This window comes from Cupriavidus sp. 05L310 (genome assembly GCF_056398185.1).
Window position 1 is genome coordinate 102,311 of the sequence record NZ_JBFTOX010000010.1, and the last position, 22,776, is coordinate 125,086.

The following is a 22,776-nucleotide window of genomic DNA, read 5'->3' on the forward strand; positions in this document are numbered from 1 at the left end:
CGGCGACTACGGCGCGGTCTTGAACACCGGCGCCCGCTTCTCCATATTGGCGCTCACCGCCTCCCGCTGGTTGGCGCCGCCGATGAGGCGGTCCTGTTCCACCGATTCGGCCAGCAGGATGGCGGCGCCATCGCCGTCTTCGCTCACCTGCATCAGGCGCTTGGCGGCGCGGATCGCGTCCGGGCTGCGGTTGGCGATGTCGCGCGCCGTGGCCAGCGCCGTCGCGCGCGGATCGTCCACCACGGCCGTGGCAAGGCCCAGCGCGCAGGCTTCTTCTGCGTTGACGATGCGTCCGCTATAGATCAGTTCGCGCAGGCGGTCCGGGCGTACCAGTCCGCGCATCAGCAGCATGCCGGCCATGTCGGGCACCAGGCCCCACTTGATTTCCATCACCGACATGCGCGTGTCCGCGCCGACGTAACGCAAGTCAGCGCCGAGCGCCACCTGCAGGCCGCCGCCGAACGCGACGCCGTGGACCGCGGCAATCACGGGTACCGGCAATTCGCGCCACACCATGCACGCGAACTGCGGCCGGTTGGAGATGCCATGGGTGCGCGCCGCAAGACGGCCGGCGGCGACGGCGTCGCTGCCGCCACCCAGTCCGGCCATGCTTTGCATATCGAGACCCGCGCAAAAGGCACGGCCTTCGCCGGACAGCACCACCGCGCGCAGGCCGGGCTCGCGCGCGAGCCGCTGGCCGGTTTCGATCAGCGCGTCGAACATGGCGGGATCGAGCGCGTTCATCTTGTCGGGGCGGTTGAGCCTGACCTCGGCCACGCCGTCTTCGATGGTCAGGATGATGCGTTCGCTGCTGGTGCTCATGTTGCGTTACTCCTTGCTTGAATGGGTTCCTGCGCCGTGGGCAGGACATAGTCTTTGAATTGCTCCCGCAGCTTCACCTTGAGCAGCTTGCCGGTGGCCGTGTGGGGCAGGGAATCGACAAAGGCGACATCGTCGGGCACCCACCACTTCGCTACCCTGGCGGCGAGGAAATCGAGCAGTTCGGCGGCACTGACTTCGGTGCCGGGGCGGCGCACCACCACCAGCAGCGGCCGCTCCTGCCACTTGGGATGCGGCACGCCAACCACCGCCGCCTCGGCCACGGCGGGATGACCCATGGTGGCGTTCTCCAGATCGATGGAAGAAATCCATTCGCCGCCGGACTTGATCACGTCCTTGGCGCGGTCCACCAGTTGCACATAGCCGTCGGCATCGATATTGGCAACGTCGCCGGTGTCGAACCAGCCATCGGCATCGAGCGCGTCATTTTCGGCCTTGAAGTAGGCCGAGGCGATCCACGGCCCGCGCACCTTCAGCCGGCCGAAAGCGTGGCCGTCGTGCGGCAGTGCGTTGCCCTGGTCGTCCTCGATGCGCAGGTCCACGCCCCACAGCGCGCGGCCCTGCTTGAGCTTGACCTTCAACTGCTCCTGCGCGCCGAGTTCCCGGTGCTTGGGCAGCAGGGTGCTGATCACGCCGATCGGGCTGGTTTCCGTCATGCCCCAGCCCTGGATGAAGCGCGCGCCGAACTGCTGCTCGAAGCGCTCGATCATCGCTGCGGGCGCGGCCGAGCCGCCCACGCCGGCGAGCTTCAGCCCGAGCGAGCGCGGGTCGATCTCCGGGTGCGCGTCGAGATACTGGAACAGCATCAGCCACACGGTGGGCACCGCGGTGGAGAAGGTCACGCGCTCGTCGCGCAGCATGCGGTAGACGCTTTCGCCGTCCAGATGCTGGGCAGGCAGCACCATCTTGGCCCCGGTCATGGCACAGGCGTAGGGCATGCCCCAGGCGTTGGCATGGAACAGCGGCACAACCAGCAGGATGGCGCTGTCCACGCCTACGCCGAAGGTGTCGGAAGCACAGGCCTTGAGGCTGTGCAGCACGGTGGAGCGGTGCGAATACAGCACGCCCTTGGGGTTGCCGGTGGTGCCCGAGGTATAGCAAAGGGACGACGCGGTGCGCTCGTCGAACTGCGGCCATGCGTAATTCTCGTTGCCGGCGTCGATCAGGTCTTCATAGCACAGCAGGCTCGGCAGTCTGCCGGCAAGGCCGAGCGCGTCGGTGCCGGCGCGGTCGGTCATCGCCACGTAGTGCGTGACCGACGTCAGGCGCGGCGCAAGCTGCATCACCAGCGGCGCGAAGCACGGATCGAAGAAGAGCACGCGGTCTTCAGCGTGGTTGATGATGTAGTCGATCTGCTCGGGGAACAGGCGCGGGTTGACGGTATGCAGCACCACGCCCGCGCCGGATACCCCAAAGTACAGCTCCAGGTGACGGTGCGTATTCCACGCCAACGTGCCGACGCGATCGCCCTGTGCGACGCCGAGTCCGGCGAGCGAGCTGGCGATGCGCCTGGCGCGGTTGTGTACCTCGGCATAGTCGGTGCGCACCGTGCCGCCCTCGATCGTGCGCGACACGATCTCCTGCAGCGGGTGGTACAGCGCGGCGTACTCGATCAGGGAAGAAATCAGCAACGGACGGTCTTGCATGAGGCCTAGCATGATGCGCGTCTCCTGGTTTCGGCATTGTGGTGCGATGCGTAGTCAACATAACGGCGGTGGCATCACCGTCCGGCGTGCGAGAGTTTCAGCGCCCCTTGAATGCCGGCTTGCGCTTCTCCAGGAACGCCGCCACGCCCTCCTTGAAGTCCTCGCTCTTCGACGCGCGCGATTGCATCGTGGCTTCGCGTTCGAGCTGCGTGGGCAGGTCGCTCTCCAGGCTGGCGTTAAGTGCTTCCTTGATCAGGCCATAGGCAAAGGTAGGCATCTGCGCGAGGTGGGCCGCCAGCTTCGCGGTCTCGGCGGGCAGGGCTTCGTCTTCATGCACCTTCCACACCAGGCCGATGCGGTGGGCTTCCTCGGCGTCGATCTTCTCGGCCAGGATGGCCAGCGCGCGCGCGCGCATCTCGCCCGCGTAGCGCGGCAGGAAGTAGGTGCTTCCCGCATCGGGCACCAGGCCGATCTTCGAGAACGCCTGCAGGAACGACGCGGAGCGGCCGGCCAGTACCACGTCGCCGGCCAGCGCCAGGCTCATGCCGGCGCCGGCCGCCACGCCGTTGACCGAGGTGATGACAGGCTTGGGCATATTGCGCAGCGCCAGGATGATCGGGTGATAGCGCTCGCGCAGCAGCGTGCCGGAGTCCTTGAGTTCGGCCTGGCGCCCGGCGAGATCCGCGCCTGCGCAAAAGCCACGGCCATTGGCGGTGAGCACGACCGCGCGTACAGCTTCGTCCTGCGCGGCACGCTCGACCGCGGCGCGCAGCTCTGCCATCAGCTCCGCATTGAGCGCGTTGAGCACGTCGGGGCGGTTCAGGGTGATGGTGGCCACGCCTTCGGCGGCGTGATAGAGCACGGGCGATGTCATTGGTTGTCTCCTTGATTGATGTGTCTTGATGCAGGTGTCTTGATGCGCTAATGCGCTAATGCGCCGGTGCCGCTGCGGACCGGCGCGCGGGTTCAGGCAGCCTTGCCGGGCGCCTTGGGCGGTTGCAGCGCATCGGCCGAAGCGTCGCCCAGCTTGCTGCCGCCGTCGCAGTCCACGATGGTGCCCGTGATATAGCGCGCGTTGTCGGTGGACAGGAACAGCGCGGTGTTGGCGATATCGCTCTTGTCGCCGTAGTCGCGCAGCGCCAGGCGCGCCTTGAAGCGCGCCTCCATCTCCGGCGTGGGCGCGAGCCGCGCCATGCCTTCGGTCCCGGCGATGGGGCCGGGCGAGATGCCGTTGACGCGCACGCCCGCCGGGCCCCATTCCATCGCCAGGCATTTCACCAGCATATTGATGCCGGCCTTGGCGGCGCACACATGGGCCTGGAACATCATGGCGTTGACCGCCTGCGGCGCGGTGATGGCGATCAGCGAAGCGCCGGGGGCGTTGAGGAAGGCAAAGCAGGCGCGGAAGACATTGAAGGTGCCGATCAGGTCGATATCCACCACGGTCTTGAAGCCGTTGGCCGACATGCCCAGCGCCGGCGCGACAAAGTTGCCGGCCGCGCCCGAAATCACGATATCGATCGGCCCGAGTTCATCGCGCGCGCGTGCCAGCGCCGCTTCCACCGCGGCGTAGTCGCGCACATCGGCCGCCATGCCGAGCGCGCTGCCGCCGGCATCGTTGATGGTGGCCGCCGCCGCCGCGATGCGCTCGGGGTCGCGGCTGACCAGCGCCAGCCGCGCGCCGGCTTTCGCGAAGTGCTGGGCGATGCCCAGGTTGATGCCGGACGAGGCGCCGGCGATAAACACGACCTTGCCGGCCAGGACGTCGTCTCGGAACGCGTTGGACATGGGTTTCCCTCCCTGGGTTGGGTTGGATGATGAAAGCGGATGGCCCGGCAAGCGAGTCGGGCTGGAAGGTCAGTCGCGGCCGCGCGGGCCGGACGAGGGCGAAGTGCGCCCGGCGGCGTGGAGCGGCCGGGCCGGGACTGCGGAAAGCGGCATGGAACGGGTCATGTCTGTCTCCTGTCTTCCTGTCTTTTAAGCGGCCTCTGACTTGGGCCTCCGACATCCTACTCCGATGCCGCGATTCGATCACGTACGGATGTGGCAATGAAGGCGCGCGTGGCACGCAACAAGGTGGGTGGGAGCAGGGCGGGGGCGGCAGGCGGGCAGGCGCGCGGAAAAGCGCCGCGCAAAAGAAAAAGCCCGCACCCAGGCCGGCGTGCGGGCTGCCGTCGCAAGGGACGGGCCATATGTCATGAAGCGCGCCCCCGCATCTTCATGACGGGGTCCATGATGGTGCAAAGGCGCGGTGCCCGCCTTGACCCAGGTCAAGCGCTTGCCACGGGCGCGGCAAACGATGGCCTCGGGATGGCCTCAGGCCAGCAGCGCCGTCACCAGGTCCTTGCCGTGGGCGGCCGGCACCTGGTCGAAATGCAGTGCTGCCTCGACGTGGCCCAGGTGCTCCACCATCAGCGTCACGGCGCGTTCGGTGTCGCCGGCGCGAGCCGCCTCGATAAACTCGCGATGTTCATCGGAAGAGCAGGCGGCATCGCGGCGGGACTGGTAGAGCATGGTGATCACGGCACTGCGCATCGACAGTTCCTGCAGCATGCCGGTCAGTACGCCATTGCCAACCACTTCCGCCAGCATGATGTGGAAATCGCTCAGCAGGCGGGTGCGCAACTGGGCATCGACGCCGCCCAGCGCCTTTTTCTCGGCGGCGAGGTGCCGGTCGATGCGCTTATAGTCGGCCGCGCTGGCGCGCGCCACGAATTCACGCGCCAGCGCGGCCTCCAGGATGCGGCGCACCGCGAACACTTCGCGCGCCTCCTCGGCGCTGGGCTTGGCCACGAAGGCGCCTTTGTCCGGCACGATCTGGATGAGCTTGTCCTTGGACAGCATCAGCAGCGCGGCGCGCACCTTGGTGCGGCTGACGCGGTAGACGCTCGCCAGGGCCTCCTCGCGCAGCTTGGTGCCGGGCGGCAGGCGGTGCGAAACGATGGCCGCGACAATGTCTTCGGCGATCGCTTCGGCGGTCATGGCAGGATCGATATGCTCGGGCATGGTTGCGCACTTGCGCTGCGTCTCAGTGAGGAATGCCGAGATTCTAGCGCCCCGCGGCCGCGCCGGGCAGCGGGGATGCCCCGGGGGTGGCCAGGGCGCCTTCGTGCGGCGCCGGCGCAAGGCCCGCGTCGAGGTCGGTGGCGTCGATCTTGCCGTTGAGCACGTCGTGGGCGCGAGCCCGGTCGATGTCCTTCTCCCAGGCGGCTACCACCACGGTCGCCACGCAGTTGCCGATCAGGTTGCCCACGGCGCGGGCGATGCCGATGAACCAGTCCACCGACAACACCAGCACCAGGCCGATGGCGGGAATCGCCGGGTGCGCCGACAGCGTGGCCGCCAGGATCACGATGGCCGAGCCGGGAATGCCGTGCGCGCCCTTGGACGTGACCAGCGCCACCGCCAGAATGCCCAGCAGGTCGCCCAGCGCCAGCGGCGTATTGGTGGCCTGGGCGATGAAGACCGCGGCCAGCGTCAGGTAGATGGAGAAGGCGTCGAGGTTAAAGGAGTATCCGGTGGGGATCACCAGCCCCACCACCGATTTCTTGATGCCCATGAATTCGAGCTTCTTCATGATCTGCGGCAGCACGCTGTCCGACGACGCGGTGCCCAGCACCACCAGCAGTTCGGCGCGCAGGTAGCGGATCAGCTTGATCACCGAGAAGCCGCACAGGCGCATCACCGTGCCCAGCACCACCAGCACGAACAACATCACCGCGCCGTAGAACACCACTACCAGGTAGCCGAGTTGCTTGAGCGAGCCGATGCCATACTTGCCCACGGTAAAGGCCACCGCGCCCAGCACGCCCAGCGGCGCCAGCTTGATGATGAAGCCCATCATCTTGAACAAGGTGTGCGAGAAGGTGTCGATCATCGACACCAGCGGCCGGCCGCGCTCGCCCACCAGCGACAGCGCGCAGCCGAACAGGATCGACACCAGCAGCACCTGCAGCACGTCGCCGCTGGCGAACGCGCCCATCACCGTGCTCGGAATCAGCTTGAGCAGGAAGTCCACCATGCCGGCGCTCTTGACCTTTTCGGCGGAGTCCACGTAGGCCGACATCGCCGATGCGTCGAGCGAGGCCGGGTTCACGTTCATACCGGTGCCGGGATGGAAGATATAAGCCAGCGCGATGCCCAGCGCCAGCGCGATGGTGGTGACCACCTCGAAATACAGCACCGCCTTGATGCCGACCCGGCCCACCTTCTTCAGTTCGCCGGCGCCGCAGATGCCGGCCACCACCACGCAGAAGACGATTGGCCCGATCAGCATCTTGATCAGCTTGATAAAGGCGTCGCCAAGCGGCTTGAGCTTGGCGGCGAACTCGGGGAAGAACAGGCCGAGTGCAGTGCCCAGCACCAGGGCGATCAGCACCTGGCCAAACAGGGAGCGGGTGAAACGGGTAATAGCGGACTGCGGGCGGGCGGAAGCGGACCGCGGCTGGACTGCTGGGTGCATCGTTGTCTCCATGCGGACGCGTCCTAGACTTTGGCTGGCGCGTCCTGTCATTGCTGCAGGAATTGCCGGTTGCCCGCGTGGCGGGACGGCCGGTCTGACGTGCCGGGCGCGTGGCCGGGTGAGGGCTGCGGCGCTTCGTGGATTGGCCCTCCTGTTGGAGCGGAATCCACGCAACTCGCTGTCCGGATCGGATTGTCCGCAGCGAATTGTCGGAACGTGGAAGCCAATATAGTGCATATCATTTTTGTATGCAATTTTTGAATTCACTGTGCTACCATGAATCGCACAGAATAGAGCTCTCGGACGAGAGTCAAGGCGCACCGGGACGGTCCGGCGACGCCGGCCCGGCAACCAAGGCACCGCTGGCGCGGCGCTTGCATGATCCGGCGCCATCGCATTCGCGCACTTCCAGCAGGAGACACGCATGGCAGCAACCCTCACGCCCGCTACCGAAACCGCGGCGCGCATCATGGCCTGGGCAGATACCCTGGCCGTCCATACCGAGCAGCCCGGCATGCTCACCCGCACTTATCTCACCGAGGCCCACCACGGCGCCGCCGCGCAGCTGGCCGAGTGGATGCGCGAAGCCGGCATGACGGTGCGCCGCGATGCCGCCGGCAACGTGATCGGCCGCTATGAAGGCACGGCGCCCGGCGCACCGGCGCTGCTTACCGGTTCGCACTTCGACACCGTGCGCGACGGCGGCCGCTACGACGGCAACCTCGGCGTGATCCTGCCGGTCGCCTGCGTGGCCGAGTGGAACCGCCAGGGCAAGCGTTTTCCGTTCGCCATCGAAGTGGTTGGCTTTGCCGAGGAGGAGGGCGTGCGCTTCAAGGCCACGCTGCTGGGCAGCCGCGCCATCGCCGGCACCTTCGACACCAACGTGCTCGACAATGTGGACGACTCCGGCAAGACCATGCGCGAAGTGATGCGCGCGGCCGGTTTCGACCCTGCCGGCCTGCCTGCCGCCGCGCATCGGCGCGAGCAGGTGCTGGCCTTCGTGGAAGTCCATATCGAGCAAGGCCCGGTACTGCTTAATGAAGGGTTGCCGCTGGGCGTGGTGACCGCGATCTCCGGCGCCACCCGTTTCATCGTCGAATTCGAAGGGCTGGCCGGCCACGCCGGCACCGTGCCGATGGACATGCGCCGCGATGCGGCCATGGCCGGCGCGGAGATCGGCCTGTATATCGAGCGCCGCTGCGGTGGCCTGCCGGGCCTGGTGGGCACCATCGGCCAGTTCAACGTGCCCAACGGCGCCGCCAATGTGGTGCCAGGCCGCGCGGTGATCTCCATCGACATCCGCGCCGGCGAAGACGCCGTGCGCCAGGCTGCCGTCAACGACGTGCTGGCGGAGATCGAACGCGTGTGCGCCCGCCGCAATGTGCGTGTGACGGTCCGCAAGACCCATGAAGCCGTGAGCGTGCCGTGCGCGCCCTGGCTGCAGACGCAATGGGCGGATGCCATTGCCCGCCAGGGACTGCCGGTGCGGCACCTGCCCTCGGGCGCCGGGCATGACGCCATGGCCATCGCCGCCATCGCCGACGTGGCGATGCTGTTTGTGCGCTGCGGCAACGGCGGCATCAGCCACCACCCCACCGAGATCATGACTGCTGAAGACGCCGCCAGTGCTGCCGCCGTGTTCAGCGATTTTGTCGAGCATTTCGACAAGTCTTCCGCACGGCAGCAATAAGCGGCGCGGCCAGGCGCCAGCGTCCCCGATCCTGAGAAACCTTCAGATTTTGATTCAGAGATAAAACATGACCGCACGAGACAACGTGAACCCGCTGCAGACCACGCTCACCAACTTCATCGACGCCCAGCGCCCCGCGCAGGAAGCCTTCCTGGCCGAACTGGTCAAGGTGCCGTCCGACAACCCGCCGGGCGACTGCGATGCGCACGGCAAGCGCGCCAAGGTGCTGCTCGAAGGCCTGGGCTTCAAGGTGGAAGCGCACAAGGTGCCTGACGAACTGGTCAAGGCCGCCGGCATGATCAGCGCCACCAACCTGCTGGTGCGCAAGACCTTCGGCAAGGGCGGTCCCACCATCGCCATGAACGCGCACGGCGACGTGGTGCCCCCCGGCCTGGGCTGGACCAAAGACCCGTACGGCGGCGAGATCGCCGACAGCGAGCACGGCCCGGTCATGTACGGCCGTGGCGTGGCCGTGTCCAAGTCGGACTTCGCCACTTACACCTACGCCGTGCTGGCGCTGATGGAAGCCGAGAAGCAAGGCGCCAAGCTCAACGGCACGCTGGAACTGCAGTTCACCTACGACGAGGAAACCGGCGGCGACATCGGTCCCAAGTTCCTGCTCGACCAGGGCCTGAGCAAGCCCGACTACGCCATCTCGGCGGGCTTCTCCTACGGCATCACCTCGGCCCACAACGGCTGCCTGCACGTGGAAGTCACGGTGAAGGGCAAGCAGGGCCACGCTGCAATGCCGCACACCGGCGTGGACGCCATCGAGGCTGCCACCCACATCCTGCAAGCCATCTATGGCCTGCGCGCCGAACTCGCCACGCGCAAGTCGAAGACGCTGGGTATCGACACCGCCACGCTGAACGTCGGCCTGATCAAGGGCGGCATCAACACCAACGTGGTGCCCGACCTGGTGACCTTCCGCGTCGACCGCCGCATGATCCCCGAGGAAATCGGCTTTGACGCCGAAGGCGAACTCCGCGCCGTGGTCGAGAAGGCCGCCAGGGACCGTCCGGGCATCGAGGTCAAGGTCGAGCGCATCATCCTGGCCGAGCCGCTGTCGGAACTGCCGGGCGTGGAGAAACTGATCGGCGCCCTCAAGGGCCGTGCCGAGGAAGTGTTCGGCGTGGAGATCCCGGTGCAGGGCGTGCCGCTTTACACCGATGCGCGCCACTACACCAAGTACGGTATCCCCACCGTGCTGTACGGCGCCGGCCCGCGCACGCTGATGGAAGCGCGCGGCCACAACTCGGATGAGAACCTGCGGCTGAACGACCTGAACCGTGCCACCAAGGTGGTGGCGCTGGCGCTGTCGGACCTGATTGGCTGATGGCTGGCTTCCCCTCCCGCCCGCGGGAGGGGTCGGGGATGCGGGCAGGCGCTTGCCATGCCGCATCCCCGCAACCCTTTGCAGGCAAATTATTCTCAAGAAGAATAACTTTGCCCTGTACAATCAATTTTAAATTCATTAGCGGCATTGCTAATTCAGAAGATCGGCCGCGACTTTCTTCTCCCTCCGCTCCTGCCATCCGCTTGAGCCGGTAACGCCTCCGCATTCCCCAGCAAAACCTCCGCATCACCCGCCGTGCCGACCACTTGCGCTTGATATCAGTGCTCTTATATTATGTTCGTGCTCTGATATACATTGAATCCTCGCAACGTCCCAAGGAGAGATGCGCATGCCGACCCACGCCCGCATGGAGTACACCGATTTCACCAACACCGCCCCTGCCGTAGCCGCCGCCCTGCGCGCCTTGTCCAAGGCCGTGGACGACGCCGGCCTGGACAAGTCCCTGACCGAACTCATCAAGCTGCGCGCCTCGCAGATCAACGGCTGTGCGTTCTGCGTGCAATTCCACCTCAATGCGGCGCGGGGGCTGGGCGCTGACCAGCGCAAGCTGGACCTGGTGGCGGCATGGCGCGATGCCGGGATCTTCAGCGCCCGCGAGCAGGCCGCGCTGGCCTGGACGGAAGCGTTGACGAAGCTGAGCGCGGAAAGTGCTTCCGACGCTGTCTACGTCCAGGTGGCCGGGCAATTCCCCGCGGGCGAACTCGCTCACCTGAGCGCGGCCATCGCCAACATCAACGCCTGGAACCGGATCGCGGTGGGCTTGCGCTTCTCGCCGCCGGCACCGGCGCAGCCCCGGAGCGCCGCATGAACGCCCCCGCGCAAGACGCCACGCAGGCTGGCGATCGCGAGCCGATCCGCTACGTGGACAATGAAGCCGGGGTGCTGGCGTGTTTCCCGCTGATGCATCAACTCCGCCCGCACCTTGCGTCGCCCGAAGAATTTGTGGCACGCTGGCGCCGCCAGGTGGCGGCAGGCTATCGCCTGCTAGCGCTGTGGCAGGGCGGGCGGCCGGTGGCCTTGGCCGGCTTCCGCTTGCAGGACAACCTCGTGCACGGCGTGCATTTCTACGTGGACGACCTCGTCACCGACGAGTCCGCGCGCAGCGGCGGGTACGGCCACCTGCTGATGAACCGGCTCAAGGACGAGGCGCGCGCGCTGGGCTGCGCCAAGCTGGTGCTGGATACGCCGCTGACCAATGTGCTCGGTCACCGCTTCTATTACCGCAACGGCCTGCTGGCCTCCGCGTTGCGCTTCAATATCGCGCTTGCCTGACACGGCCAATCCCGGTGACCGGAGAACCATGACCAAGCTCCTGCATATCAGCGCCAGCGCACGCGGCGAGTCCTCGCTGAGCCGGCAGGCCGCCTCGCGGGTGCTGGCGCAAATCAGGCAGTGCCATCCCGCGCTGACGGTAAGCGAGCGCGACCTTGGCAGCGAACCGCCGCCGCATCCGCCGGCGGCGCTCGTCGAGGCCAGCCTGATGCCGGCGGAGGACCGCGGCGCCGCCGAGCTTGCGGCGCTCGCGCACTCGGAGACGCTGATCGCGGAACTGGAGGCCGCCGAGTTCGTGTTGATCTCCACGCCGATGCACAACTTCACCGTGCCATCCGCGCTCAAGGCGTGGATCGATCATGTGGTGCGGATCAACCGCACGTTTCGTAGCACGCCGGCTGGCAAGGCCGGGCTGCTCGCCGACCGGCCGGTATGGCTGCTCATTACCTGTGGCGGGCCGCTCGATGAAGGCCCCGCGGCCCAGCGCGATTTCCTCACGCCTTACCTGCAGTACGTGCTGGCCTGCATCGGCCTGACCCGTTTCGAAGCGCTGCGGCTGGACCAGATGCGACGCGGCGGCGAACACGTCGCACGCGGCATGGCGCGCGTCGATGCGTGGGCCGGACACCTCGCGCAGCAGCTGAATGGCGCCGGTGGCGGAGCGGCCCGTCCGGACGGCAGCGATCGGCGAGCGCCCCGAACCGGCTGAGCCGCGTCTGCGGCCCGAGTATCCTCCGGCGCATAGCCGGTGCCGTGCCTACCGTCTGGCCGCGCGCTCCACCGGCAGCGTCTCATCGCCATCGCCCAGCGAGCGCTGCATCAGCACCGTATCGATCCACTGGCCATGCTTGAAGCCAACCGACTGCAGCCGGCCGATGGTGCGGAAACCCACCCGCTCGTGCAATGCCAGCGAGCCCGCGCCCTCGCCGCTGGCGGTGCAGGCCACCACTGCCACCATCTGCCGCCACGGGCCGCTTTCGCAGCGCGATACCAGCGCGGCAAGCAACGCCAGCCCCAGGCCCTGGCCACGGAAGCGCTCGTCGATGTAGACCGAATCCTCGATGGCGAAACGGTAGGCGCTGCGTGTCCGGTAGGCGGAAGCATAGGCATAGCCCAGCACTTCGCCGCCGCGCTCGGCCACCAGGTAGGGCAGCCCCTGGCGTTTCACCTCCGCGTGGCGCAGCCGCATATCGTCCACGCCCGGCTCGACTTCCTCGAACGAAGCGCGTCCGTGGCGCACATGGTGGGCATAGATCGCCTGGATGGCGGGGATGTCCGCGGCGGTGGCGTCGCGGATCGAAGGGCTGGCGCAGGCCTGGACGGCAGCGGTGGCGTTGGCCACGGCCAACGGCGTGGCGGAAGCAGCGCTGAGTGTGGCGAGAGGGGCTTTCATGGTGCTGGCGCGGCGCGCGGTCTGGGCAGGTGAGCCGGAAGGCAGATCGGATCCGGGTTGATGGCCGAACGTGGAGGGAAGCCGCGTTATCGGTGTTTATCGGAGCCAACCAGAGCGGCCCGACGCCGCTACCTTACCGTGCGCCGATGCTATAAAGGAAGCTTCGCTGACTTATGCGGCGCATAAGAATTTCTTTGCCATGCGGCATCTCAATCCAGACTTTCTGCAGGCCTTTGCCCTGGTTTGCGAACTGGGCAGCTTTTCGGCAGCCGCCGAGCGCCTGGGCCTGAGCCAGCCGGCGGTCAGCCTGCAGGTCCGCCAGCTCGAACAGCGTTACGGCCTGCGCCTGCTGGAAAGGGTGGGACGCCATGTGCTGCCCACCGCCGCCGGCGAGGACCTGCTGGCGCACGCGCGCGGCGTGGCGGGCGCGCTGGCCGCCGCCGACGACAGCATGGCGCGCCATGCCGGCGGAGCGGTAGGGCGGGTGCGGCTGGGCACTGGCGCCACCGCCTGCATCTACCTGCTGCCGGCAGTCTTGCGCGACCTGCGCCGCGCCATGCCGGCGCTGGAGATCGTGGTCAGCACGGAAAACACCGGCGAGGCGCTCAAGGCGGTGGAAGACAACGCGCTTGACCTGGCCTTCGTTACGCTGCCGGCCTCGGGCCGGATGTTCGACATCACGCCCGTGCTGGAAGACCCGTTCGTTGCCATCGGGCCGGCCGACGGCGATCCGTTGCCCGCCACCGTGGCGCCCGCCGATCTTGCCGGCCGGCCGCTGGTGCTGTTCTCGCCGGGTGGCAATACGCGCCGGCTGGTGGATGAGTGGTTCCTGCGCGCCGGCATCAGCGCGCGCCCTGTCATGGAGCTGGACAGCGTCGAAGCGATCAAGGAACTGGTCGGCGCCGGGCTGGGTTACTCGGTGCTGCCCGGCATGGCCTTGCCGCCCGGCCAGCCGCGCGCCCGCATCGCCGTGCGCCCGCTTGCGCCGCCGCTGGCGCGCACGCTGGCGCTGGTGCTGCGCCACGACAAGCCGCTGCGTGCCGGACTGCGCGCCACGGTGGCGGCCTTGCTGCGGCTGGCGCCGGAAAAGCACGGCGCGGACTGAACGGACATGCCCCGCCGCAGCGGGGCATGCGGGCGCGCGGCGCCGCTTGTATAGTGCGGGTTTCAGCCCCAGGCGCGCGGGCTCGCTCGGCCGGCCATCGCAATGCCAGCGCGCGCCGGGCCGCCCCGACACCGAACCAGGAGTACCGTCATGATCACCATCTATCACAACCCCCGTTGCTCGAAATCGCGCGAAACCCTGGCGCTGGTCGAGGCCGCCGCAACCCGGCTGGGCGAGCCCGTGGAGATCGTGGAGTACCTGAAGACGCCACCCACGCTGTCCACCCTCAAGCAGCTTCACACCATGCTGGGCGTGCCGGTGAGGGAGATGGTGCGCGACAACGAGGCGCCCTACAAAGAGCTGGGGCTGGCCGATCCGGGCCTGACCGATGCCGAGGTGCTGGGCGCGGTGGCCGACCATCCCATCCTGCTGCAGCGCCCGGTGGTGGTGCGCAACCGCCGCGCCGCGATTGGCCGTCCGCCCGAGAATGTGGCGCCCTTGCTGGCCTGAGCCAGGCTTGTCCCGGCCGCGGGCCCGGCAAACCGCGGCCCCTGAATAAAACCGGCCCCCACGCAAGGTGGGGGCCGGCCCGGTCAGGGAGGCTGTACTGCTTCAGGCGGGTCGTCTAAGGAACACCCAGCCAGTGCATGGCCTCCTGACCGAAAGCGATTGCCGCGAGGACCACCAGCAGGATCACCAGGGTCAGCGCGCTGACGTAAACAATGGCCTTGGCGACTTCGGCGTCGTCTTCGAGGGAGTGCGGGCGCGTGGATTCGCGCGTCGAGGGCGTCCCGTGCGGCCAGTGCAACCGGCCGGCCAACTGCCTGAGGTGCAGGTCGGGGTGGAAACGCATGGGCGACACCTCCTGGGCGTGGCACGCGAGGCCGTATATGGCTTGGCGACGCGGCCGCCCTGAGATCGGGTGGGTTCGAATGCCAGTTCGGATGCCATATACGTCTTAACTATAGCTGGCGCGCCACAGGATGCGAGGCCGGCGCATGCCGGCGCCGGGAATCCGCGCGTGAGCCGGTTCAGGCCGCGGGGGGAGCGGGCGGGCCGTCGCTTGCGGGCACGGCCTGTGCAGCGGCGAGCCTGGCCTCCCGGGCCTTCAATTCGGTAAGCATGTTGCAAAACAGCGCACCCTGCTCCAGCGCATCGTCCAGCGCCACATGGGTGTGCGGCAGCGGATCTTTCCATTCGGCCGGCAGCGCCGGCTTGACGGTCTTGCGGTAGGGCAGCCCGGTCATGGCGAATGCCATCGTCTTGATGTCAAGCGCCGCCCAGCCAAACGGCGAGCGGCCGGCGAAACGCATCATGTACCAGAACATCCAGGTGAAATCGAAGCCGGCCGGGAAGGCCACGAAGACTGGCTTGCCGGGCAGGCTCTCCACCCATTCCACGTAGCGCACCATGGCCCGCTCGGGCGGCTCCGGGTTCTGCCGGCAGGCTGCCCAGGCTTCCGGCTGGGTTTGCCACCACTGCATCTGCGCCGGATGCCCGGCGGCGCCCGGCAGCGTCTCCAGGTTGGCCGAGAAGGTGCTCACCACGGTCTTGTCCGCCAGCATCGCGGCGGAGGCGAAGGACAACATGGAGTGCGGGCCGGGGATCGGGCCGTCGGCTTCCACGTCGGTGCTCACATAGATTTCGGGGCGGGTGTCGGGTGCCTGTCGCTTGGCCATGGCATGCCTTGGAATAGGGATTCGGAAAGCGCGGCGTGCGGGGGCTCAGCCGACGTCGATCAGGTGGTCCGCCACATAGGGATTGTTCTTGCGCTCCTCGGCAAACGTGGAGACAGGCCCGTGGCCGGGCACGAAGGTTACGTCGCCGCCCAGCGGCCACAAATGGGTGCGGATCGAGCGGATCAGGTCGGCGTGGTTGCCGCGCGGGAAGTCGGTACGGCCGATCGAGCCCGCGAACAGTACGTCGCCCACGATGGCGAGCCGGTGCGCGCGCGAGAAAAACACCACGTGGCCGGGCGTGTGGCCGGGGCAATGGTAGACCTCCAGCGTCTCGCTGCCGAACTGCACGGTGTCGCCCGTGTCCAGCCAGCGCTGCGGCTCGAAGATCTCGGCGTGGCTAAAGCCAAAACGGCGCGTCTGCTCCGGCAATTGCTCGATCCAGAAGCGCTCGTCCTCGTGCGGCCCTTCGATCGGGATCCCAAGCTCGCGCGCCAGCGATGCCGCCCCGGCGCAGTGGTCCACGTGCCCGTGCGTGAGGAAGATCTTCTCCAGCGTCACGCCGTGTTCCTTGACCGCGGCATGGATGCGGTCAAGGTCGCCGCCGGGATCGGTCACCGCGGCGCGGCCAGTGGTCTCGTCGATCAGCAGCGTGCAGTTCTGCTGGAAGGGCGTCACGGGAATCAGTAGGACTTGCATGGAGCGAAAGTTGGAGGGGAGACAGGGAGCCAGGGCCGGATACGAGCGCCGCATGCACCACAAAAATCGAGGGCGAAGGATGGCTCGCGATCGGAACAGTGGTCGCATTGTAGCGTCGGGCCTGTAAAAAGGTGCCGCGCCCGACAGCGTCGGAAGGGCATGAAGCAATGCGCGAAGCACACCGCGAAAGCCTTGTCAGGACTGGCCTGGCGCCTGGCAAGCGCCGAATCGGGTACGGTTTGTGCCGCGCGTTACAGACAATTCGTAACAAAATCAAGGCCATAGGTGTAACTGCGTGATGCTAGACTCCCGCGATGCGTTGGTTACAACTCCCCCTTTCCCGCCCCGCGCGGATCGTCCGCCTGTGCGTGCATGCCACGTGCGCGCTGGCGCTTGCCGCTTGTGCGATCCCACCGGGCGATCAAACGCAGGAGGGCGTGCCCACCGCCGCCACGCCGGGGACTGCCAAGCCGGCCAAGCCTGCCAAAGTTGCCAAGGGCGAGAAAAACGGCGCCTCGGACAAAGCCCCGAAGGACAGCAGCAATGGCTGGGGCCTGTATCGCTGGGGCGGCGACGCGCAGGGGGATGGCGTGGGATCGTTCGAGGGCCTGCGGCCCGACCTGGGCTCCTATGAGCAGCGCGGCATGGCGTCCTGGTATGGCAAGGGTTTCCATGGCCGCAAGACGGCCAATGGCGAGCGCTTCGATATGCGGGCGATGACTGCCGCGCATCCCTCGCTGCCGCTCGATAGCTGGGTGCTGGTGCGCAACCTGCGCAATGGCAAGGTGGCGGTGGTCCGCATCAACGATCGCGGGCCGTATCACAGCAACCGCGTGCTCGACGTCTCTTTTGGCGCGGCCAAGCGCCTCGGTTTTACCGATCACGGCTCCACCCAGGTGGAGATCCGGCGCCTGTCGCGCTCCGAGGTAGCGGCGCTGGGGCCGCAGATCGCGCCGAGCGGCGACGATGCGGGCGATAGTGGCGACGATGCCACGACCGACTCCGAACTGGCCGACAACCCGGCCAGTCCCGTGCGCGCGGCCCGCAAGACGCGCAAGCCGGCGGCCCGGCGCAAGAGCCGCTGAGCCGGGATGCGGACCATGCAGGCATGCCAGGTCCGCGACGCCGTCGGCTTATGCGCCGATGCGGTCATCAGGCACCCGGACGATTCACTCGGTAGCCGCCTCGCCATCCCCGTCGCCCTCGCCGTGCCCCGCCCGCCGGGCCAGCGCCAGCCGGTACAGCGCATCGGTGGAAGCGCCGGTAATGGCGGCGGCGAGCTTGGCGGCCCGCTTGGCCGGCAACTCGGCCAGCAGCAGCTCCAGCACCTGCTGTGCGCGGGCGTCAGGCTGGCCGGCATCCGCTGCCTTAGCCGACGCGCCTTCCACCACCAGCACGAACTCGCCCTTGGCGCGCGATGCATCCGCGGCCAGCCAGGCTGGCGCCTCGCTCACCGGCAGCACCTTGATTTCCTCGAACAGCTTGGTCAGTTCGCGGCCAATCAGCAGCCGCCTGTCCGGCGGCAGCGCGGCGGCCAGCGCCGCCAGCGTGTCGGCAATGCGGTGCGGCGCCTCATAGACCACCCAGGCGTGATCGAGCGCGGCCAGTCCGGCGATGGCCTCGCTGCGCGCGCGCGCCTTGGACGGCAGGAAGCCGGCAAAGGTGAAACGTCCGTCGCCGCTGTCGAGCATCTCGCCCGCTACCGACAAGGCCGCCACGGCCGCGCTCGGGCCGGGCAGCGGCACCACCGCGTGGCCGGCCGCGCGCGCCGCTTCCACCAGCCGCGCGCCCGGATCGGAGATACCGGGCGTGCCGGCGTCGGACACGTAGGCAATGCGCTCGCCAGCGGCCAGCCGCGCGTTGATGCGCTCCGCCGCTTCGCGTTCGTTGTGCTCGTGCACCGCCAGCAGCGGGCGGTGCAGGCCAACGCGCGTGAGCAGCTGGCCGGTATTGCGGGTGTCCTCGCAGGCGATGGCGTCGGCCAGGCCGAGCACGTGCAGTGCCCGCAGGGAGAGATCGGCCAGGTTGCCGATCGGGGTAGCCACCACGTACAGGGTGCCGGACGGGTAGGACTGGCCGGCCGCCAGGGAGATCCAGTCAGTCATGCTTGAGAACTTCCGTTGAATCCATCATTCAAATCCACGATGTCCCCGGCACAGGCGCGGGGCGCTCGCGCCGAGGGACGCGCGCTGGCTTACCTGGAAAGGCAGGGCCTGGCGCTCGTGGTTCGCAATTATCGCTGCAAAGGCGGCGAGATCGACCTGATCATGCGCGAGGCCGACGGTACGCTGGTTTTTGTGGAAGTGCGCCAGCGCGCCAGCCGCGCCTTCGGCGGCGCGGCTGCCAGTGTCACACCGGCCAAGCAGCGGCGCATCCTGCTGGCCGCGGAGCATTACCTCGCCGCGCAGGCGGAACCAGGCGCCGCGCCGCGCTGCCGGCTCGATGTGGTGGCGCTGGAGCCGGGGCGGCTCGAATGGATTCGCGACGCCTTCGATGCCGGCGCGGCGCCATGAAGCGCGGGGGAGCCCGGGCGCCTGCGTCATAATGCGCAATATCTTGCGGCGCGTGCCGCATTTGAAAAGCGTTTGAAAACAAGAAGGCCGATCGAGCCATGCATATCGATAGCATCCAGCAGCATTTCTTCGACAGCGCAGAGACCAAGCGCCAGGCCGCGCCGCTGATGGCGCCCCACATCGCCGCGGCGATCGAGCGGCTGGTGGGCGCGCTCACCAGCGGCAACAAGATCCTGGTCTGCGGCAACGGCGGCTCGGCCTCCGACGCCCAGCATTTCGCCGCCGACCTGATCGGCCGCTTCGAGCGCGAGCGCCCCGGCCTGGCCGCGATCGCCCTGACGACCGACAGTTCGATCCTTACCGCCATCGGCAACGACTACGATTTCAGCCTGGTGTTCTCCAAGCAGGTGGAAGCCCTCGGCCAGCCCGGCGACGTGCTGCTCGCGATTTCCACCTCCGGCAACGCCGCCAACGTGCTCGCCGCGGTGCAGGCTGCCAAGCAGCGCGACATGAGCGTGGTGGCCCTGACCGGCATGGGCGGCGGCGAGCTCGCCGGCCTGCTGGACGAATTCGACGTCAACTTGTGCGTGCCCAGCGAGCGCGCCCCGCGTATCCAGGAAGTGCACCTGCTGACCCTGCATTGCCTGTGCGACGGCATCGACGAGGCGCTGCTGGGCGAGGGCTGAGCCCGCCGCCGATAGCGCCTCGCTTTCTCGCCCCTGAATTTCGCTCCCGAAGCAACCACAGCCCATTTTTGCCTCACCGCTACAAGCAAGGACCGCATGACGACTCTGCCCAACTCGCGTGAATCCCGCACCTCCCGGCCGGCCGGGACCCTGCCACGCCTGGCCCGCACCGCGACGATGGTGGCGGCACTGACCGTTGCGGCCACGCAGCTCACCGGTTGCTTCCCGGTCATCGCCGCCGGCGTGGCCAGTGGCGTGACCGTGGCCACCGACCGCCGGCCAACCACCACCCAGACCATCGACCGCGGCCTGCAGCTGGAGGCCGATAGCACGCTGAGTTCGCGCTACAACGGCCAGGCGCGCGTGAGCGTGTCGGTCTTTAACCGCAAGGTGCTGCTGACCGGCGAGGCCAAGGACGCCGCTGTCAAGCAGCAGATCGACAAATATGTGCGAGGCCTGCCCAACGCGCGCGAGGTGATCGACGAGCTCGAAATCGTGCCGTCGCCCTCGTTCGCCACGCAGAGCGAGGACACCTACATCACCAGCAAGGTCAAGACCATGCTGATCACCGCCGAAGGCGTGCCCTCGAACTCGATCAAGATCGTCACGGAGAAGGGTGTGGTCTACATGCTTGGCATCGTCACGCCGCCCGAAGGCGAACGCGCCACCGATGTGGCCCGCAATGCCAGCGGCGTCACCAAGGTGGTAAAGGCCTTCGACTATGTGACCGAAGCCGAGAGCGGCAGGCTCGACGCTGCCGCCACCGGGCGGACCACGCCGCCGGATACCACTTCCGGCACGCCCGCACCGGTGCAATCCGCGCCGCCCGCGCCAGAGGCGGCCCCTGGCGCCACGACCACCCCGGTCGCGTCGCCGGTAGCCTCGCCGGTGGCATTGCCGCCCGGCCGCAACCTGCCCTGAACGGCCGGCGCGTCGGGCCAGCCCTGGCTCCCGCGCCAGCCTGGCCGTGCGCCGCGTGCATTGCCGCGCGGCGTACCCATTACAGCGCCTCGCGCTGCGGCCGCAGTTTCAGGCGGCCGGTTCACGCGCCACTTCCCCGCCGCTCGCCGCCTTCTCCGGGCATCACCGGGCGCACTTCGATCTGAGGTTTTCGCATCACATGCGCGCGCCCGGTGTGTTAGGGTAGGCACGCCCTCGCGGCGCGATCCCGGAGCGAACACGATGATCCAGCCCCCCCTACTTGCCGCCTTGGCGGCGCTGGTGTTACTGGCCTTGCCCGGCGGCGCGCAAGCACAGGCGCCCGACGCCGCCGCGCTGCAAGCGCGCAACTGGGCCGCCGCGTGCGCCGGCTGCCACGGCCCCGCGGGCCGCGCGCCCGCGGGGAGCCCGGTGCCGGGCCTCGCCGGCCGCGACAAGTCCGAGCTGGTCCGGCAGATGCAGGACTTCAGGCAAGGCAAGCGCGAAGCCACGGTGATGCAGCAGATCGCCAAGGGCTACAGCGACCAGCAGATCGAAGCCATCGCGGGCTGGTTCGCCGCCGTGCGCTAAGCGCGCCGGCTTGCAACCCGGCAAGGAGACCCTCAGATGCAAAGACGTGAATTCCTCGGCGCGCTCGCCGGCACTGCCGCGCTCGGCGCATTCGGCGCGCAAGCGGCCAGCGCTACCGGCAAGGCAAAGGTGGTGGTGGTGGGCGGCGGCTATGGCGGCGCCACCGCAGCGCGTTACCTGCGCGAATGGAGCGGCCAAGGTATTGAGGTCACGCTGGTCGAGCCCAACGCCAGCCTGGTCTCCTGCCCGCTGTCCAACCTCGTGCTCGCCGGCAGCAAGCGCATCGGTGACATCACCCTCTCCTACGAAGCGCTGGCGAAGCGCCACGGCGTGAACGTGGTGCGCGACCATGTCAACGCGATCGACCCGGCGCGCAGGGTGGTGCGCCTCGCCGGCGGCGGCACGCTGCCCTACGACCGGCTGGTGCTGTCGCCCGGCGTGGATGTGCTCTCTGGCGAGATTCCGGGCCTCGCCCAGCCAGGCGGCGAGCAGATTCTCCACGCCTGGAAGGCCGGCCCGCAAACGGTGGATTTGCGCCGCCAGCTGGAAGCGATGCCCGATGGCGGCACCTTCGCCATCACCATTCCGCTCGCGCCCTACCGCTGCCCGCCCGGGCCCTACGAACGCGCCTGCCTGGTCGCGGACTATTTCAGCCAGGCCAAGCCGCGCAGCAAGGTGCTGATCCTCGACGCCAATCCCGACGTCACCTCCAAGGGCGCGCTGTTCAAGCAGGTCTGGGCCACGCGCTACAAAGGCATGATCGAGTACCGGCCGCAGTACAACACCATCGACGTGGACCCCGCCACCCGCACGCTCAAGTTCGAGGTGCAGGACGACGAGCGCGCCGATGTGCTCAATGTGCTGCCGCCGCAGCGCGCCGGCGCCATCGCCGTGGCAAGCGGGCTGGCTACCGCCAACGGCCGCTGGTGCGAGGTCGACTTCCTTACCTTCGAATCGATCGCCGTGCCCGACATTCACATGCTCGGCGACGCCATCCAGATCGCGCCGCTGATGCCCAAGTCGGGCCATATGGCCAACCAGCACGGCAAGGTGGCGGCGGCGGCCATCGTGTCGCTGCTCGCCGGCCAGGCGCCGAACTCCGAGCCGCTTTACAACAACACTTGCTACAGCTTCACGTCCGCGCGCGAAGCGATCCACATCGCCAGCGTGCATCGCTATGATGCAGCGCAGAAGACCATGGTCACGGTGCCGGGCGCGGGCGGCTTGTCGGCTGCGCCGAACGCGCTGGAAGGCACCTATGCGCAGGCATGGGCGGATGCCATCTGGACCGACATGCTCGGTTGAACGCCCGGCAGGACAACCACGGCGCGCACCGGTGACGGTGCGCGTTGCATATGTCTCCGAGATCGCAGTCAGCCCCGCATCCGGAAACGCGGCGCAAAGGGGTAAACACTATATGCGCAATCACGCATATACGAATATATTGGACGGCATGGACGAGATGGATCGCGTGTTCGAGAAAGTGTCGGGGTATTTCAGTCTGCTGGCGGAACCCACCAGGCTGAAGATCCTGCACGCCCTGTGCGATGGCGAGAAGCCGGTTGGCACCGTGGTGGAAACGGTGGGCTCTTCGCAGACCAATGTCTCGCGGCATCTCACCGCGATGTACCGCGCGGGCGTGCTGTCGCGCCGCAAGGAAGCCAACCTCGTGTTCTACGCCATCGAGGACGAGAGCGTGATTGAGCTGTGCCGCACGGTCTGCGTGCAGGTGGCCAGCCGGCTGGAAGACAGCGCCTTGCCCGCGGGCATGGTCGACCGCTTCATGCCGCAGGCCGCACCGGCGCCGCGCCGCCGTAGCCGCTGAGGCCAGGCGCGTACCGGGGCGCAGGGCAACCGCATTCACGTTCGCACGCAGGTTGTACGGCGGCAGCCCGCATCCGCGGGCGCCGGCCGATAACAGGTTGGCC

The 22,776-nt window shown here is 67.8% G+C and carries 25 protein-coding genes; 14 read left to right on the top strand and 11 right to left on the bottom strand.

Features of this window, described 5'->3' with window-relative positions:
- Nucleotides 1-6: 6 nt before the first annotated feature.
- The 6 genes from AC1DS6_RS09465 to AC1DS6_RS09490 all read right to left on the bottom strand — a co-directional run bounded on the left by AC1DS6_RS09465 (nucleotide 7) and on the right by AC1DS6_RS09490 (nucleotide 6,897).
- On the bottom strand, nucleotides 7-822 hold the full coding sequence (locus AC1DS6_RS09465) for a crotonase/enoyl-CoA hydratase family protein (RefSeq protein WP_441637280.1): 816 nt from the start codon (nucleotides 820-822) through the stop codon (nucleotides 7-9).
- Entirely contained in the window at nucleotides 819-2,498 is a 1,680-nt protein-coding gene (locus tag AC1DS6_RS09470) for a long-chain-fatty-acid--CoA ligase (protein WP_441637282.1), read from the bottom strand. Before AC1DS6_RS09470 ends, AC1DS6_RS09465 begins: the two co-directional genes overlap by 4 nt.
- Before the next feature lie 85 nt (nucleotides 2,499-2,583).
- On the bottom strand, nucleotides 2,584-3,360 hold the full coding sequence (locus AC1DS6_RS09475; protein WP_045239312.1) for an enoyl-CoA hydratase-related protein: 777 nt from the start codon (nucleotides 3,358-3,360) through the stop codon (nucleotides 2,584-2,586).
- Nucleotides 3,361-3,452: 92 nt separating this feature from the next.
- A complete protein-coding gene (locus AC1DS6_RS09480) occupies nucleotides 3,453-4,274 on the bottom strand; it encodes an SDR family oxidoreductase (protein WP_441637284.1) in 822 nt (273 codons plus the stop codon).
- Between the two features lie 528 nt (nucleotides 4,275-4,802).
- Nucleotides 4,803-5,492, bottom strand: coding sequence for a GntR family transcriptional regulator (locus AC1DS6_RS09485; RefSeq protein WP_477102469.1), 690 nt, complete (start codon nucleotides 5,490-5,492; stop codon nucleotides 4,803-4,805).
- Between the two features lie 43 nt (nucleotides 5,493-5,535).
- Nucleotides 5,536-6,897: a C4-dicarboxylate transporter DctA gene (locus AC1DS6_RS09490; RefSeq protein WP_441637264.1), complete on the bottom strand. Its 1,362-nt coding sequence runs from the start codon at nucleotides 6,895-6,897 to the stop codon at nucleotides 5,536-5,538.
- A gap of 475 nt (nucleotides 6,898-7,372) precedes the next feature.
- Between AC1DS6_RS09490 and AC1DS6_RS09495 the strand changes: the two genes are divergently transcribed.
- The 5 genes from AC1DS6_RS09495 (at nucleotide 7,373) to AC1DS6_RS09515 (ending at nucleotide 11,976) form a co-directional block, all read left to right on the top strand.
- Entirely contained in the window at nucleotides 7,373-8,638 is a 1,266-nt protein-coding gene (locus AC1DS6_RS09495) for an allantoate amidohydrolase (RefSeq protein ID WP_441637260.1), read from the top strand.
- Between the two features lie 67 nt (nucleotides 8,639-8,705).
- Entirely contained in the window at nucleotides 8,706-9,974 is a 1,269-nt protein-coding gene (locus AC1DS6_RS09500) for a M20/M25/M40 family metallo-hydrolase (RefSeq protein ID WP_441637258.1), read from the top strand.
- Between the two features lie 349 nt (nucleotides 9,975-10,323).
- The gene (locus tag AC1DS6_RS09505; RefSeq protein ID WP_441637256.1) at nucleotides 10,324-10,803 is read left to right on the top strand and encodes a carboxymuconolactone decarboxylase family protein; all 480 of its coding nucleotides are present in this window, start codon (nucleotides 10,324-10,326) and stop codon (nucleotides 10,801-10,803) included.
- The gene (locus tag AC1DS6_RS09510; RefSeq protein WP_441637254.1) at nucleotides 10,800-11,267 is read left to right on the top strand and encodes a GNAT family N-acetyltransferase; all 468 of its coding nucleotides are present in this window, start codon (nucleotides 10,800-10,802) and stop codon (nucleotides 11,265-11,267) included. The genes AC1DS6_RS09505 and AC1DS6_RS09510 overlap by 4 nt, the downstream gene beginning before the upstream one ends.
- A gap of 28 nt (nucleotides 11,268-11,295) precedes the next feature.
- Nucleotides 11,296-11,976, top strand: coding sequence for an FMN-dependent NADH-azoreductase (locus tag AC1DS6_RS09515; RefSeq protein WP_441637252.1), 681 nt, complete (start codon nucleotides 11,296-11,298; stop codon nucleotides 11,974-11,976).
- A 48-nt stretch (nucleotides 11,977-12,024) separates the two neighbouring features.
- On the opposite strand, the gene AC1DS6_RS09520 is transcribed toward AC1DS6_RS09515, so the two are convergent.
- Complete coding sequence (locus tag AC1DS6_RS09520) at nucleotides 12,025-12,660, bottom strand: GNAT family N-acetyltransferase (RefSeq protein ID WP_441637250.1); 636 nt, start codon at nucleotides 12,658-12,660, stop codon at nucleotides 12,025-12,027.
- 199 nt (nucleotides 12,661-12,859) lie between these two features.
- Between AC1DS6_RS09520 and AC1DS6_RS09525 the strand changes: the two genes are divergently transcribed.
- Together AC1DS6_RS09525 and arsC are read left to right on the top strand one after the other, a co-directional pair.
- A complete protein-coding gene (locus AC1DS6_RS09525) occupies nucleotides 12,860-13,765 on the top strand; it encodes a LysR family transcriptional regulator (protein WP_477102470.1) in 906 nt (301 codons plus the stop codon).
- Nucleotides 13,766-13,915: 150 nt separating this feature from the next.
- Entirely contained in the window at nucleotides 13,916-14,275 is a 360-nt protein-coding gene (gene arsC, locus AC1DS6_RS09530) for an arsenate reductase (glutaredoxin) (protein ID WP_035873204.1), read from the top strand.
- Between the two features lie 115 nt (nucleotides 14,276-14,390).
- On the opposite strand, the gene AC1DS6_RS09535 is transcribed toward arsC, so the two are convergent.
- The 3 genes from AC1DS6_RS09535 to AC1DS6_RS09545 all read right to left on the bottom strand — a co-directional run bounded on the left by AC1DS6_RS09535 (nucleotide 14,391) and on the right by AC1DS6_RS09545 (nucleotide 16,140).
- Nucleotides 14,391-14,618: a hypothetical protein gene (locus AC1DS6_RS09535; RefSeq protein ID WP_035873207.1), complete on the bottom strand. Its 228-nt coding sequence runs from the start codon at nucleotides 14,616-14,618 to the stop codon at nucleotides 14,391-14,393.
- A gap of 178 nt (nucleotides 14,619-14,796) precedes the next feature.
- Nucleotides 14,797-15,444, bottom strand: a complete 648-nt coding sequence (locus AC1DS6_RS09540) for a 3'-5' exonuclease family protein (protein WP_441637333.1) — start codon at nucleotides 15,442-15,444, stop codon at nucleotides 14,797-14,799.
- Nucleotides 15,445-15,489: 45 nt separating this feature from the next.
- A complete protein-coding gene (locus tag AC1DS6_RS09545; protein ID WP_441637335.1) occupies nucleotides 15,490-16,140 on the bottom strand; it encodes an MBL fold metallo-hydrolase in 651 nt (216 codons plus the stop codon).
- A gap of 314 nt (nucleotides 16,141-16,454) precedes the next feature.
- Here AC1DS6_RS09545 and AC1DS6_RS09550 point away from each other — a divergent pair, with 314 nt between their 5' ends.
- Entirely contained in the window at nucleotides 16,455-17,225 is a 771-nt protein-coding gene (locus AC1DS6_RS09550) for a septal ring lytic transglycosylase RlpA family protein (protein WP_441637337.1), read from the top strand.
- Nucleotides 17,226-17,309: 84 nt separating this feature from the next.
- Here the strand turns inward: AC1DS6_RS09550 and rsmI are convergent, their stop codons facing one another.
- The gene (gene rsmI / locus AC1DS6_RS09555; protein ID WP_441637339.1) at nucleotides 17,310-18,245 is read right to left on the bottom strand and encodes a 16S rRNA (cytidine(1402)-2'-O)-methyltransferase; all 936 of its coding nucleotides are present in this window, start codon (nucleotides 18,243-18,245) and stop codon (nucleotides 17,310-17,312) included.
- 39 nt (nucleotides 18,246-18,284) lie between these two features.
- Here rsmI and AC1DS6_RS09560 point away from each other — a divergent pair, with 39 nt between their 5' ends.
- The 6 genes from AC1DS6_RS09560 (at nucleotide 18,285) to AC1DS6_RS09585 (ending at nucleotide 22,673) form a co-directional block, all read left to right on the top strand.
- Nucleotides 18,285-18,653: a YraN family protein gene (locus AC1DS6_RS09560; RefSeq protein ID WP_441637341.1), complete on the top strand. Its 369-nt coding sequence runs from the start codon at nucleotides 18,285-18,287 to the stop codon at nucleotides 18,651-18,653.
- 98 nt (nucleotides 18,654-18,751) lie between these two features.
- A complete protein-coding gene (locus tag AC1DS6_RS09565; protein ID WP_035873219.1) occupies nucleotides 18,752-19,339 on the top strand; it encodes a phosphoheptose isomerase in 588 nt (195 codons plus the stop codon).
- Nucleotides 19,340-19,435: 96 nt separating this feature from the next.
- Complete coding sequence (locus AC1DS6_RS09570) at nucleotides 19,436-20,260, top strand: BON domain-containing protein (RefSeq protein ID WP_441637343.1); 825 nt, start codon at nucleotides 19,436-19,438, stop codon at nucleotides 20,258-20,260.
- 261 nt (nucleotides 20,261-20,521) lie between these two features.
- Entirely contained in the window at nucleotides 20,522-20,848 is a 327-nt protein-coding gene (locus AC1DS6_RS09575) for a c-type cytochrome (RefSeq protein ID WP_477102471.1), read from the top strand.
- Nucleotides 20,849-20,884: 36 nt separating this feature from the next.
- Nucleotides 20,885-22,153, top strand: a complete 1,269-nt coding sequence (locus tag AC1DS6_RS09580) for an FCSD flavin-binding domain-containing protein (protein ID WP_441637626.1) — start codon at nucleotides 20,885-20,887, stop codon at nucleotides 22,151-22,153.
- Between the two features lie 112 nt (nucleotides 22,154-22,265).
- Nucleotides 22,266-22,673 (top strand): ArsR/SmtB family transcription factor, encoded by a 408-nt coding sequence (locus AC1DS6_RS09585; protein ID WP_035873232.1) that lies wholly within the window; start codon nucleotides 22,266-22,268, stop codon nucleotides 22,671-22,673.
- Nucleotides 22,674-22,776 lie beyond the last annotated feature (103 nt).

Bases quoted from the DNA above. Each gene is read 5' to 3' on its own strand.
- AC1DS6_RS09465 (WP_441637280.1), bottom strand. From the start codon at position 822: ATGAGCACCAGCAGCGAACGCATCATCCTGACCATCGAAGACGGCGTG.
- AC1DS6_RS09470 (WP_441637282.1), bottom strand. From the start codon at position 2,498: ATGCTAGGCCTCATGCAAGACCGTCCGTTGCTGATTTCTTCCCTGATC.
- AC1DS6_RS09475 (WP_045239312.1), bottom strand. From the start codon at position 3,360: ATGACATCGCCCGTGCTCTATCACGCCGCCGAAGGCGTGGCCACCATC.
- AC1DS6_RS09480 (WP_441637284.1), bottom strand. From the start codon at position 4,274: ATGTCCAACGCGTTCCGAGACGACGTCCTGGCCGGCAAGGTCGTGTTT.
- AC1DS6_RS09485 (WP_477102469.1), bottom strand. From the start codon at position 5,492: ATGCCCGAGCATATCGATCCTGCCATGACCGCCGAAGCGATCGCCGAA.
- AC1DS6_RS09495 (WP_441637260.1), top strand. From the start codon at position 7,373: ATGGCAGCAACCCTCACGCCCGCTACCGAAACCGCGGCGCGCATCATG.
- AC1DS6_RS09500 (WP_441637258.1), top strand. From the start codon at position 8,706: ATGACCGCACGAGACAACGTGAACCCGCTGCAGACCACGCTCACCAAC.
- AC1DS6_RS09505 (WP_441637256.1), top strand. From the start codon at position 10,324: ATGCCGACCCACGCCCGCATGGAGTACACCGATTTCACCAACACCGCC.
- AC1DS6_RS09510 (WP_441637254.1), top strand. From the start codon at position 10,800: ATGAACGCCCCCGCGCAAGACGCCACGCAGGCTGGCGATCGCGAGCCG.
- AC1DS6_RS09515 (WP_441637252.1), top strand. From the start codon at position 11,296: ATGACCAAGCTCCTGCATATCAGCGCCAGCGCACGCGGCGAGTCCTCG.
- AC1DS6_RS09520 (WP_441637250.1), bottom strand. From the start codon at position 12,660: ATGAAAGCCCCTCTCGCCACACTCAGCGCTGCTTCCGCCACGCCGTTG.
- AC1DS6_RS09525 (WP_477102470.1), top strand. From the start codon at position 12,860: ATGCGGCATCTCAATCCAGACTTTCTGCAGGCCTTTGCCCTGGTTTGC.
- arsC (WP_035873204.1), top strand. From the start codon at position 13,916: ATGATCACCATCTATCACAACCCCCGTTGCTCGAAATCGCGCGAAACC.
- AC1DS6_RS09535 (WP_035873207.1), bottom strand. From the start codon at position 14,618: ATGCGTTTCCACCCCGACCTGCACCTCAGGCAGTTGGCCGGCCGGTTG.
- AC1DS6_RS09540 (WP_441637333.1), bottom strand. From the start codon at position 15,444: ATGGCCAAGCGACAGGCACCCGACACCCGCCCCGAAATCTATGTGAGC.
- AC1DS6_RS09545 (WP_441637335.1), bottom strand. From the start codon at position 16,140: ATGCAAGTCCTACTGATTCCCGTGACGCCCTTCCAGCAGAACTGCACG.
- AC1DS6_RS09550 (WP_441637337.1), top strand. From the start codon at position 16,455: ATGCGTTGGTTACAACTCCCCCTTTCCCGCCCCGCGCGGATCGTCCGC.
- rsmI (WP_441637339.1), bottom strand. From the start codon at position 18,245: ATGACTGACTGGATCTCCCTGGCGGCCGGCCAGTCCTACCCGTCCGGC.
- AC1DS6_RS09560 (WP_441637341.1), top strand. From the start codon at position 18,285: ATGTCCCCGGCACAGGCGCGGGGCGCTCGCGCCGAGGGACGCGCGCTG.
- AC1DS6_RS09565 (WP_035873219.1), top strand. From the start codon at position 18,752: ATGCATATCGATAGCATCCAGCAGCATTTCTTCGACAGCGCAGAGACC.
- AC1DS6_RS09570 (WP_441637343.1), top strand. From the start codon at position 19,436: ATGACGACTCTGCCCAACTCGCGTGAATCCCGCACCTCCCGGCCGGCC.
- AC1DS6_RS09575 (WP_477102471.1), top strand. From the start codon at position 20,522: ATGATCCAGCCCCCCCTACTTGCCGCCTTGGCGGCGCTGGTGTTACTG.
- AC1DS6_RS09580 (WP_441637626.1), top strand. From the start codon at position 20,885: ATGCAAAGACGTGAATTCCTCGGCGCGCTCGCCGGCACTGCCGCGCTC.
- AC1DS6_RS09585 (WP_035873232.1), top strand. From the start codon at position 22,266: ATGCGCAATCACGCATATACGAATATATTGGACGGCATGGACGAGATG.